Annotated in this window: 11 protein-coding genes and 1 tRNA gene; 7 read left to right on the top strand and 5 right to left on the bottom strand. The window is 38.4% G+C overall.

Features of this window, described 5'->3' with window-relative positions; translation table 11 throughout:
* Window positions 1-1,015: 1,015 nt before the first annotated feature.
* The gene (gene truB / locus NLX65_RS04005) at window positions 1,016-1,699 is read left to right on the top strand and encodes a tRNA pseudouridine(55) synthase TruB (RefSeq protein WP_260537423.1); all 684 of its coding nucleotides are present in this window, start codon (window positions 1,016-1,018) and stop codon (window positions 1,697-1,699) included.
* Window positions 1,700-1,711: 12 nt separating this feature from the next.
* Here truB and NLX65_RS04000 read toward each other — a convergent pair whose 3' ends face one another.
* Window positions 1,712-2,437: a biotin--[acetyl-CoA-carboxylase] ligase gene (locus tag NLX65_RS04000; RefSeq protein ID WP_260537425.1), complete on the bottom strand. Its 726-nt coding sequence runs from the start codon at window positions 2,435-2,437 to the stop codon at window positions 1,712-1,714.
* 152 nt (window positions 2,438-2,589) lie between these two features.
* On the opposite strand from NLX65_RS04000, the gene radA reads away from it, so the two are divergent.
* Window positions 2,590-3,921, top strand: a complete 1,332-nt coding sequence (gene radA / locus NLX65_RS03995) for a DNA repair protein RadA (RefSeq protein ID WP_260537421.1) — start codon at window positions 2,590-2,592, stop codon at window positions 3,919-3,921.
* Window positions 3,922-4,237: 316 nt separating this feature from the next.
* Here radA and NLX65_RS03990 read toward each other — a convergent pair.
* The 4 genes from NLX65_RS03990 to NLX65_RS03975 form a co-directional block, all read right to left on the bottom strand.
* Window positions 4,238-4,309: transfer RNA gene (locus tag NLX65_RS03990), tRNA-Glu, on the bottom strand.
* An 88-nt stretch (window positions 4,310-4,397) separates the two neighbouring features.
* Window positions 4,398-5,153 (bottom strand): PorT family protein, encoded by a 756-nt coding sequence (locus NLX65_RS03985; RefSeq protein WP_260537419.1) that lies wholly within the window; start codon window positions 5,151-5,153, stop codon window positions 4,398-4,400.
* A gap of 174 nt (window positions 5,154-5,327) precedes the next feature.
* On the bottom strand, window positions 5,328-5,996 hold the full coding sequence (tsaB, locus tag NLX65_RS03980) for a tRNA (adenosine(37)-N6)-threonylcarbamoyltransferase complex dimerization subunit type 1 TsaB (RefSeq protein WP_260537417.1): 669 nt from the start codon (window positions 5,994-5,996) through the stop codon (window positions 5,328-5,330).
* 48 nt (window positions 5,997-6,044) lie between these two features.
* The gene (locus NLX65_RS03975; RefSeq protein WP_260537415.1) at window positions 6,045-6,956 is read right to left on the bottom strand and encodes a DUF3822 family protein; all 912 of its coding nucleotides are present in this window, start codon (window positions 6,954-6,956) and stop codon (window positions 6,045-6,047) included.
* Window positions 6,957-7,283: 327 nt separating this feature from the next.
* Between NLX65_RS03975 and NLX65_RS03970 the strand changes: the two genes are divergently transcribed.
* The 5 genes from NLX65_RS03970 (at window position 7,284) to NLX65_RS03950 (ending at window position 10,903) form a co-directional block, all read left to right on the top strand.
* Window positions 7,284-7,625, top strand: a complete 342-nt coding sequence (locus tag NLX65_RS03970; protein WP_260537413.1) for a DUF4296 domain-containing protein — start codon at window positions 7,284-7,286, stop codon at window positions 7,623-7,625.
* A gap of 17 nt (window positions 7,626-7,642) precedes the next feature.
* Entirely contained in the window at window positions 7,643-8,095 is a 453-nt protein-coding gene (locus NLX65_RS03965; protein WP_260537411.1) for a Smr/MutS family protein, read from the top strand.
* A 65-nt stretch (window positions 8,096-8,160) separates the two neighbouring features.
* Window positions 8,161-10,110 carry a DNA topoisomerase (ATP-hydrolyzing) subunit B gene (gene gyrB, locus NLX65_RS03960; protein ID WP_260537409.1) on the top strand — a complete coding sequence of 650 codons (1,950 nt, stop codon included), beginning with the start codon at window positions 8,161-8,163 and terminating at the stop codon, window positions 10,108-10,110.
* A gap of 307 nt (window positions 10,111-10,417) precedes the next feature.
* Window positions 10,418-10,621 (top strand): hypothetical protein, encoded by a 204-nt coding sequence (locus NLX65_RS03955; protein WP_114909708.1) that lies wholly within the window; start codon window positions 10,418-10,420, stop codon window positions 10,619-10,621.
* Between the two features lie 87 nt (window positions 10,622-10,708).
* Entirely contained in the window at window positions 10,709-10,903 is a 195-nt protein-coding gene (locus NLX65_RS03950; protein ID WP_260537407.1) for a hypothetical protein, read from the top strand.
* The last annotated feature ends 385 nt before the right edge of the window (window positions 10,904-11,288 follow it).

Raw genomic sequence — 11,288 nt, 5'->3', positions numbered from 1 at the left:
AAAATTAGTCTTTGAAAAAAATAATCAAATCGCTTATCTTAACAACCTAACTGACACATTTAACTTAACGGACAACTTTAATACTTAAATTTTTACTGCCTGTCAGATTAAATCTTGACTACTACAATGTGGGCAATCTTAAAAGAGCAAGGAAAGGGTACTTATTTAGTCGCATGGCGCCATACGGGGAGGTTATACCCTCAGCCCGCTATGGCTGCTTCAAACCACAAGATAATTCCTTTATTCAGTAAGAAATAGCTCCCCATTATAGGTTGCCACTTTACTCAAGATACCCAATTGCCCTATCGGTGATCAACCATACCAAAAACAAGAAAAACTCCTAAAAATAGAAAAGTCACTCTTGAAAAAAGCTGTGGCAAGAACGTTTGCTCTACGAGCGAATAAAAAAAGAACTTAATTCAAGGGCTCTAGAGCACCCATAAGGAATGGTAAGTAAATTTTTATAATTATCCAAATAATATCCATTCAACTGTATAGTCCAGCTACTCTAAATGAACTATGTTAATAAGCAAATTTTTTGTGATACAAATCTTTGGTCTTTAAGATTCATCTTGATTGGAATATGGATTTGGGAATAAACGACTGGAATACAGCTATTTTAAACAAAATAGATTCGATTTACAGGGAATATCAGGAGAATATGGCTATCGCTATATATACTACAATCAACTATAAGAAGATGGCTTTAATGTAGGAAGAGATCGTGTGCTTAAGTATATGGGTATACTGGGTATATCGGCTATTTATCCACGTAAGAAGCCCCCTATTTTTTGTAAAGATGCTCAGCATAAGGTAATGGTTACTTGTTAGATACATATTGGTTCAACTCTGGTAAAACAAAGCAGGTGCATGTACCTAAATCGAATCAGGTATGGATAAAAAAACAACTTGAAAAGCAATATTTTTTCTATTGTTGAGTCAACGCAAGCATTATGAGATTTGCTATCTTGCCATTACTTAAGAATCGAAGTTAGTAGCTTTCATATTTAATACTATGTATCAACCGTCAAACGACTTTTCTGAGGCTATTTTTATGGTAGATAAACCTTTGGGTTGGACCTCCTTTGATGTGGTCAAAAAGGTTCGTCATGCCTTAAACATAAAAAAAATAGGCCATGCAGGTACCTTGGATCCGCTGGCCACAGGGTTACTTTTATTATGTAGTGGTAGGCAAACTAAAAACATTAGTAGTATTCAAGCATTGGATAAGGTCTATACTGGCCAAATTGTGCTTGGTAAAACGACGCCATCTATGGATTTAGAAACACCCTTTGATAGTCTATCTAGTTATGATCATGTCACCGAGGAGATGGTTATCGCTGCTGCTGCTACCTTTGTTGGATCCATCATGCAAATACCGCCTATTTATTCAGCCGTTAAAGTAGATGGAAAAAGGGCCTATCAAATAGCTAGAAAAGGAGAAGTAGCTGCCCTGACCCCTCGTGCCGTTATTATTCATTCCTTCCTTATTACGACGATTGAGTTGCCATTCATTACTTTCAAAGTGGTTTGCAGCAAAGGAACCTATGTTCGACGACTGGCCCATGACTTAGGACAAAAACTAGGCGTTGGAGGCTACTTGCATGGCTTATGTCGAACCCAAATAGGTAATTATTGTTTGGATAAGGCCTATAGCTTAGAGAGATTATTGCAAAGCAATAGTGTACCTATTTACTAGCGTAGTTAGTAATTATACAAAAACAATTTCTTTGGCTTTATAGCTATATTGGTTGCCATCACGCGTTGCGATCACTAACTCTCCTAGCCTATTAACCGTTACAATACGTGCTTCGAGCGATCTATGCCTGGTTGCAAATTTATGAAATCCTGTGTTTCGGTAGAGTATATGAATATACTGCTCCCAAAGCAAATGGAAGTTGCCATTTTGTAGCCACGCATAATACCTACCAAAGGCATCCATGATCTGGGTTACTAGTAACGCCCTATCCAGAACAGTGCCTTTTTGTATGGCTAAGGAAGTACGTTTGGAAGATTCAAAATACAGTTGATTGACATTTAAGCCAATACCGATTATAGCTGTTTTGATCTTATGCTTCTCTCCTATATGGGTTTCAATAAGCATACCACCCAATTTCTGGTCTAAGTAGTAGATATCATTGGGCCATTTTATAGCAACCTGCAAGTAACCTGTAAGCACCTCATAAATGGCTAAACTGGTAATGATATTCAGGGAAAAAACTGCATCTAGCCCTAACCATTCTGGATATAAGATAAATGAAAAAAGAATATTTTTACCCGCTTCCGATGTCCAAGTACTACCCCGTTGTCCTCTTCCTTGATACTGATGCTCTGCAATAAAAACGGTTCCTTCTGCCGCATGTAGCAGATATTTTTGGGCCATATCATTAGTAGAAGTGCAGCTTGCATAATAAAATGAAGCCCTACCAAAAGGCATATCGAGCTGAGTAACACTATTGAATGGGTGATCATCCATGGGAATACAGTCTATAAAGATTACTTTTATCTATAAAGCGAATATAACGAATGGATGGATGAAATAAGTTACGTAACGCATCGTATATAGCTAAAAATCTAAATAAAATTTATATGGCATATGTCTGTACAAATTGTGGGCTAGAATATGTTAAATGGCAAGGAAAGTGTGACGCTTGCAAGGAATGGAATCAACTAGCTGCATTCCCCACCAAAGGTAGCACGAAGCATGGTGAAAAGCATAGACCTACTAGACATCCTAAAAGATTAGATGAAATTCAAGAAATTTCACATCAACGATTGTGTGCTGCAGATGAAGAACTCAATAGAGTACTGGGTGGAGGCATTGTACCAGGTTCGTTGGTGCTATTAGGTGGTGAGCCTGGTATCGGAAAATCAACGCTTTTGCTCCAAATGGCGCTACGGTTCAAAGCAGGTAAGGTACTATATGTATCTGGTGAAGAAACAGAAAATCAAATTAAAATACGTGCTTCTCGTTTAGGATTCGTTTCATCAAGTTGCTTGTTACTCCAAGCATGCGTATTAGAGCAGATCCTCAAACATGCAACTGATTTAGAGCCAACCGTATTGGTAATAGATTCTATCCAAACTTTATATGCTGAAGAAGAGGAAGGCGCGGTAGGTAGCATCAACCAAATTAAAGCTTGTACGACCCGATTGTTACATTACGTCAAGCATTCGAACGTGGCCCTATTTTTAATAGGGCATATCAATAAGGATGGCGCTTTAGCAGGCCCCAAACTGCTAGAACATATGGTCGATACGGTATTACAGTTTGAGGGGGATAAACCATGTTTATATAGAATGGTGCGAACCATAAAGAATAGGTTTGGCCCGACATCAGAATTAGGCATATATGAGATGAAAGTGAGTGGCCTGCATGGTGTACAGAACCCTTCTTCCATGCTACTTTCCGGGCAAGATTATGCTTTAAGTGGCATAGCAATTGGCTCCTGTTTAGAGGGAACGAGACCACTAATGCTTGAAATGCAGGCATTGGTAACGACAACCAAGTATGGAAATCCTCAACGCAATGCTACAGGCTATGACCTCAGGCGATTGAATATGTTACTAGCTGTATTAGAAAAACGAACAGGTGTTCGGCTACATGACCGTGATGTTTTTTTAAATAGTACAGGAGGACTTAGGGTAGATGATACCGCACTAGATTTGGCGGTCTGTATGGCGGTTGTAAGCGCTCTAAAAGATAAGGTGATTGCAAATTTTAAATGTTTTATAGCAGAAGTAGGACTAGGCGGTGAACTTAGACGTGTACAAAGGATGGAATATAGAATAGCAGAAGCAGAAAAACTCGGCTTTAAAGAGGTATATATAGCTGCGCAACAGCAAGAACTTTCTAAATCTTTTGGGATAAAAATTAACTTGATAAGCAATCTAAAAGATTTGATTCCACAGCTAAACTAAATCATCCGTTTAACTTTTTATAAAAGATCTATTGTATCTGTTCACGATACTGGTTAATAATGAACTTTCGTATCTGTTCAAACAATGGCATCAACTTAATGAATATATTTCATTGATTTTTAAATAAAAATATCTATTCTCCCCATTGGTTAAATGCATTTTTTCCCACTTTTTTCTTGATAAAGAAGTGGACAAAAAACCAAGCTCTGAACGCATACGAACTTTATCCAATTACAGAGGCGGATTTTTTTTGATGTAAAAAACCATCGTGCTGAACAGATACGAATGGATACGAGATATTAAGTGGATAAAAACGTAGCCCGTAGGGGAATCGAACCCCTGTTTCCAGGATGAAAACCTGACGTCCTAACCCCTAGACGAACGGGCCATAAAGCAATAGCTAGCTGCTATAGATCAGCTAGCTGCTACTAAAACGAATTAGGCCATGCAAAGGTTACCCTCCCCTACCCGCTAGATTACTCGGAAAACAAAGAAGCAAAATTATAACCTACACCTACAGTTCCAGTGTGTATGGTAAGATTTTTCAACCCAGCAGCATTCGAGAATATAGTTTGTTCCTTATCGCTATCTAACTTAAACCTATTCATAAAGCCCCAGCTATATGTAGCTTCAATAGAAACACCCATATCGAATTGATATTCAAGACCAAATTTGGCATCTATACTAAAAGAAGCTTTCTCCTTTTTTTGATCGTCATTCAAGTCTGATTTTGAATTATTTTGGCTATAGGTTGTTGCAAATGGGATATAAGCAGAACCACCTAGCTTAATTTTCAAAATATCTTCTCCCTCTTCACGACCAAGTGGGTAAACACATAAATGGAGTGGAATAGCAATACTATGGCTAGCTATACCAATGGATGGCTTAGTGTTAGCCTTATTATTATCTTGAGTTTGTTGGTTCTTTTCTTGTTCCGCTGTTAACGTAGCACCTTGCTTCATATAACCAACGCCTAACTCACCGCCTACATAATCTGTGAATGCATATTCAAAATACAAGTTTCCAAATACAAATGGAGTATCAAATATACTATGGGATACTGCTTTATTGTCAATTTTAACACCTTCAGGGTATCCTACATAAGGAGAGAAACTTAAGCCAGCCTTAAGACCATAGCTGGACTTACTTACTTCCGCATGCGCATTATGTGCATTAAACGCAGCACCACAAACTAAGGCACCTGTCATCAAATTTTTTTTTATTCCTTTCATATTTAATATTAAAAGTTGTATGTGTTATAAACGCTTTCTATGATTTACTATAACTTCCATTAGGAAAAACGAACCTAGCCTTACTATAAGCCAAGCCGCCCCCACTAAAATGACTTAATAGAAGCAATATTAAGGCTAATCTTAAAAAAAAGCAAATAAATATTCCATATTCCTTTATTTTTCTTGAAACTGGCTTAAGTAATAGGGTGTATAACTGGCTATATTTTCCCAAAACTGTTGCTGAAACTTAGCAAAGGCCAAATAACCTATGTGTATGGCAGAAGGAACAACCTGTTCTATAAAGCGAATATTACGGTGTTCCATAAGAAATGTTTTACATTTTTGCGTACCATCCCCAAAAAAAAGTAAAGCTTTGTCCGGTAGCGTATCCCTATATGCTTTATCATCTAATAGCGCTACATGGGTAGGGCATTTGATTTGCCCTGTTTGGTTTGCTATAAGGGTATAGATAGCGTTTCGCCGCGCATCAATGGCCGGGCATAATAGCGTATCCGCATCTACAAATGGGCGCATGCCATATGCCATGGCTTCTAATGTGCCAACTGAAATAAGTGGAATGTCTAAGCCATAACAAAGGCCTTTTCCTACTGCAGTGCCGATCCGTAACCCAGTATAGGAACCAGGGCCGCAAGATAAGGCTATCGCGGCTAACGATTTGCGGTTATAATCGCTATTTTTTAATAAATCCGCTATACTAGACATCAAATATTCCGAATGGGAACACCCCATAAAAAGATCGGTATGCGCTATAAGTTTACCTGCGTGATGTAACGCAACGGAACAAACAGCTGTGGCGGTTTCAATGCTTAAAATAAGGGACATATATAGAAAGATTGGGCTAAGGATAAGCAGCCGTTACCAATAGTATAGCTATACAACAGCAGTTGACTTATTGCTATGGGTATGACAAAGGAAACCGCTCATCAAATCAAAATACAACATAGGTGAGGTGCCACTGGCTTTACAAGCATATGAATTTGAGTGTAAAAAGTTAATCTTCGTTTTTAAGGTGGTTCTTGGAATATAGGCTTTCAACTGACGATAGGCCAATGACCACTTTTCAATCCATCCACCCACTAGTAATGCGCAAGAAGTACGTTCTAACTGCATCACCTGGATGACAGCCGACAGATAACTTAAAAGGTCATCGGATGTTTTATAAGCAAACGCATTGCAATAGAGTAGTTGTCTTTTATTATGGACTACTATATACAAATAGTCCTCTGCCAACCAGACAAATAATTCTGCTTTAGATAGGCATTCTAGCTGGCATCCTTCTATAATGGCATTTGCCTGGTGGACAATATGAAAATTACTACCTGTATAACGTTTTCTAAACCAATCTAATACAGTAGCATTCTCTGCAAAGACAACCGATACTTTTGCCAATGCATGGGTAAAAGAGATCACTTCATCGTTTGGGTCTACACCACAAGCAACATGCATATAGGTAGACAAATCTTTTGTGCTGAGTAGTAAATGAGGCAACAAGGTAAATTTTTGATTAGAAATAGATAAGGTAACAGAACACCAGTTCTTTTTAATCAAAAAAAAATCTTGATTGTACAATTGCTCTAAACTCTTGACATAGCTTGGGTGGTTTTTATCGAGCGGCAGTGTATATATGCCGAGTAATAAACACGCTTGGGTAGTGCGTTCTATACAACATACTTTAATCAAACCATGACCTATATTGATAGACAAGTGATAGTTGATACTTTTATCGAAGTTAAATTTGCTTGGATGAACAACAGAAAGAATTTTTTTTGGGAAGACTTCCATAATCAATCTTTATATGAGCTATCGCTACTTACATAAAATAGGTAATGAGGCGCCTACAAATCCATCTGCCTCCTAGGGGGCGGTATGGGCTAGTGGTCGAATCTTTAACATCATTTGACGTAACTTGCGCGTTATATGCACCTAATGATCCCGTTGTTCAGCTACTCACCATATGCTGCAATGGTGCGCTGGAGTCGCTCAATTTTACTTGTTGCGATGGTTGTTTCTTTGGAAGAAGACCACCCAATTTTTACGCCACATTTACTCAATATAGTGGTTTTTACTTAACTTTACATACAATTAACCGCTTAACCTCTGCTTTGCAATATGAAAAAAATAGCTACCATTCTTTTAGCATTGTCCCTATTATACTGGGTCAACAAGTCACCATTTACAACGACCCACCATCCGCCCACTACTATAATCAACGAAACAGTTTTTATCCATATAATAAGGGATCTAGAGCTACTCGATGGTTGGTTATACTATAGCTATTATTCTCCAGAAACCATAGAGCTATTGCGTCATCAAAACCATCAAAAAATATTAGCGTTGTATAAAGTGGAACCAGAAGCTTTTCAAGCCAGTATAAGGTATTATTTAGAAGAAGTTAGGGCACTAAAGATATATGAAAAAGTTTGTCTAGCTTTAGAGGCCTTATCTACTTAGTTTTTAATATTTTAGATATGCCTATTTCGATTGGCAGCTATGTACGGATTAAAAATCAAACTACTATAGGTGAAGTAGTGGATATACGTTTAGATAACGTATTGATTTCTGTTGGAAATCTGTACTTTTATCTTCCATTTCAGTCTGTTGAACATGTAGATCATTCTCCATCTATGCCAACAAAAGCTAAGCAACCCAATATTGGTACGATGTGCCCACCCTCCATGCAAACCGATCCAATGCTTGATTTACATGGCTTCAACAAAGCGCAAGCATTGTTGGCATTAGAAAAATTTCTAGATCGTTCATTACTATTGGGTCATAGTCGATTAAAAATCATCCATGGACAGGGAAAGGGCATTTTGCGTAATGCTATACGAGACTACTTAAGTAACCACCCCTTAGTAAAAAGCATCACCCTGCAAAGCCCGATACATTGTATGGCCGGTATGACACTCATTGAAATATAGTGTTCCTTTGCGCTAAAGCTATTATCTTCGTATATGTATTCTATTGTTTAAACCAGTTGTTAAAGATGACCCGAACCAATAATGATTATTCAGCCAATAGCATCCAAGTCCTAGAAGGACTAGAAGCTGTGCGCAAACGTCCTGCCATGTACATCGGAGATGTAGGCATCAAGGGATTACACCATCTTATTTGGGAGGTAGTAGATAATGCTATTGATGAGTCTTTAGCAGGCTATTGCACAAAAATTGGTATTATTATCCATGAGGATAACACCATTACCGTATGGGATAATGGTCGGGGCATTCCCACTGAGATGCATCCAAAGGAACAAAAATCAGCCTTGGAGGTCGTTATGACCATATTGCATGCAGGTGGTAAATTTGATAAGGATACCTATAAAATTTCTGGTGGCTTACATGGTGTAGGGGTTTCCTGTGTAAACGCATTATCCACTCACTTAGAAGTGACCGTATACCGAAATGGAAAAATTTATAAACAAGCGTATGCTCAAGGCATTCCACGTTACCCTGTTCAAGAGATAGGTACGACAGACTTACGCGGTACGACCGTTCATTTTATCCCAGATAGCTCTATTTTTACCACGACGGTTTACAACTTACATACCATTGTAAATAGGTTGCAAGAACTAGCCTATTTAAATGTAGGGTTACAGATGCAACTAGAGGATCTCCGTGAACGAGATGAACAAGGTAATCCTTTCAGTCAAACTTTCCACTCTGAAGGAGGGCTTTTAGAGTTTGTAGCGCATTTAGACAGCACTAAGGTAGCCATTATGCCCATGCCTATCCTTGTAGAGGGAGAAAAAAACAATGTGGTGGTACAGGTGGCGATGACCTACAATACAGGCTATTCGGAAACAGTCGTTTCCTATGTCAATAACATACATACCATTGAAGGGGGTATGCATGTCACTGGATTTAGAAGAGCCTTAACCCGCACTTTAAAAAGCTATGGAGACAAATCTGGTTTATTAGAGAAAGCCAAAATAGAGATTGTTGGAGATGATTTTCGAGAAGGTTTAACCGCTGTCATCTCTGTAAAGGTAGCAGAACCTCAATTTGAGGGACAAACAAAAACCAAACTGGGCAATGCAGAGGTACAAAGCGCGGTAGAAAGCTGTGTAGGGGAAGTATTGTATTACTACTTAGAAGAACACCCTAAGGAGGCCAAACTGATTATTAATAAGGTGATTATAGCGGCCCAGGCCCGCCAAGCTGCCCGAAAAGCACGTGAAATGGTCCAACGCAAAAATGTGTTGATGAGCAACAGCTTGCCTGGCAAATTAGCTGATTGTTCCGAACGGGACCCTGCCCTTTGTGAACTATTTCTAGTGGAAGGTGATTCTGCTGGTGGTACGGCTAAAATGGGTAGAAATAGAAGATTCCAAGCGATCCTACCCTTAAAGGGTAAAATTCTAAATGTGGAAAAAGCACAAAGCTATAAGATATATGATAATGAGCAGGTTAGGAACATGATCACTGCATTAGGCATATCCATGGGCACAGATGGGAATGAGCAAGCGATACATCTAGATAAATTACGCTACCATAAAATTGTGATTATGACCGATGCAGATGTAGATGGCAGTCATATTCGTACGCTTATTTTAACCTTTTTCTTCCGCTATATGCGGGACATTATAGAAAAGGGATACCTATATATTGCCTCTCCTCCACTCTATCTAGTGAAACGAGACAAAGAAGCGCAATATTGCTGGACAGAGGCAGAGAAAGAAGCATGGGTCACCCAGTTTAGCCTTAAAGACGGGAAAACGGATGCGGTATTTGTACAACGTTACAAAGGTTTGGGTGAGATGAATGAAATCCAACTCTGGGATACTACTATGGATCCCACCAGACGCAGTCTAAAACAGGTAACCATAGCTTCTGCACTGGCTGCAGAGCACCTTTTTTCTATGTTAATGGGCGATGAGGTGCCACCACGCAGAGAATTTATAGAACGCTATGCTAAATATGCTAAATTAGATATTTAAAATGGCAACTCATCTTTTTTAGTTGCTTGACTTTCAGCATACTATAATTTTTATCTTGTCTGTAGCTTTGTTGGCTTAAAATATCTAAATTTAGAGGTGTCCATTCAGATCCTGATGCCAATTGAAGTGCTAAATGTTATGGAATAGGTTGGCCTTATTTACATAATAGCACAGGAATTGGAAAAAGGTAAGATTAGAAATGGTATGATTAAGGTTGAGTCGGTATCAGCTTATCTGGGTATAGAGCGCTGAACGGATATATTCAAGGTAAAATTCATTCTTTAACACTTTAAATTAAAGTAAAATTATGTTTAGAAATGTATGTTACCTAGTGTTAGGTGTGGTATTAGGTGCTATATTGGGATTTTTAGTCTGCGATAATACTAAAAAAAGAATCCTTAAAGCTATCCAAAATAGGGCTAAGCAACTTTCTGGTTGTGTGCAATCATCTTCTGAAAAAGCAGCAGATGCAATCAATACGGTTAAAAACGCCGTTAAGGGTCTATCTTAACTAGGTTTAAGGGCACAAGCAGTCAAAAGGGCCATCGGTCTTTTGGCTGTCTTTCGCTTACCACGTTGGCTTTATTCCTGTAACCTTATGTCTAAAAAGTTATGCTTGTTTGGAGGGGCGCTTTTGAGTGGGCTGTCTCTATGGTGGTTGGTATCCAGCAATACTAAAACAAAAGTTAAAAAGGAGCTATATGGTGCAATGCAACGGGCTGCGCTATCTATTGTATCCAAGCTGCTATTGAAGCCTTGGGTAAAAAAAATGATGCGGCTGCTCTATAATTAACTAAAAGGGTACGATCGTGTAGTAAGCTGCATTTTGGATATCTCTGTAGGAAATGTCGTCAACTTAGGGGAAATCTATTCTAGCACAGAGGAGCAAATGGCTAGTTGGTATAGTCCACCGTGCATGGTACTGCATCGTGTTTCATGTCCACCGATAAAAAGTTGCCGCGCAGTAAAAATAATAAAACAATCTGTTTTTCAGCAGGAAAATTAAAATTATATTTTATTGGACAGTCGATAAAATTGACGCCTTAAGTTGTGTAGTAGTTAGGATTTAATCTGACAGGCAATAAAAATTTAGTGTCTAAAGTTGTCAGTTAAGTTTAATGTGTCAGGTGTTCTTTTAAGATACGCAATTTGATTATTTTTTTCAAGGACTAATTTTT

The sequence above is a fragment of the Candidatus Cardinium sp. TP genome, assembly GCF_025215055.1.
Taxonomy (GTDB): Bacteria; Bacteroidota; Bacteroidia; order Cytophagales; family Amoebophilaceae; genus Cardinium.
This window is presented reverse-complemented; position numbering and strand designations above follow the sequence as displayed.

Coding starts and splice junctions, on each gene's coding strand:
- NLX65_RS04000 (WP_260537425.1), bottom strand. CDS start 2,437: ATGCCTTTTGGTAGGGCTTCATTTTATTATGCAAGCTGCACTTCTACT.
- radA (WP_260537421.1), top strand. CDS start 2,590: ATGGCATATGTCTGTACAAATTGTGGGCTAGAATATGTTAAATGGCAA.
- NLX65_RS03950 (WP_260537407.1), top strand. CDS start 10,709: ATGTCTAAAAAGTTATGCTTGTTTGGAGGGGCGCTTTTGAGTGGGCTG.
- NLX65_RS03975 (WP_260537415.1), bottom strand. CDS start 6,956: ATGGAAGTCTTCCCAAAAAAAATTCTTTCTGTTGTTCATCCAAGCAAA.
- truB (WP_260537423.1), top strand. CDS start 1,016: ATGTATCAACCGTCAAACGACTTTTCTGAGGCTATTTTTATGGTAGAT.
- NLX65_RS03985 (WP_260537419.1), bottom strand. CDS start 5,153: ATGAAAGGAATAAAAAAAAATTTGATGACAGGTGCCTTAGTTTGTGGT.
- NLX65_RS03970 (WP_260537413.1), top strand. CDS start 7,284: ATGAAAAAAATAGCTACCATTCTTTTAGCATTGTCCCTATTATACTGG.
- NLX65_RS03955 (WP_114909708.1), top strand. CDS start 10,418: ATGTTTAGAAATGTATGTTACCTAGTGTTAGGTGTGGTATTAGGTGCT.
- tsaB (WP_260537417.1), bottom strand. CDS start 5,996: ATGTCCCTTATTTTAAGCATTGAAACCGCCACAGCTGTTTGTTCCGTT.
- gyrB (WP_260537409.1), top strand. CDS start 8,161: ATGACCCGAACCAATAATGATTATTCAGCCAATAGCATCCAAGTCCTA.
- NLX65_RS03965 (WP_260537411.1), top strand. CDS start 7,643: ATGCCTATTTCGATTGGCAGCTATGTACGGATTAAAAATCAAACTACT.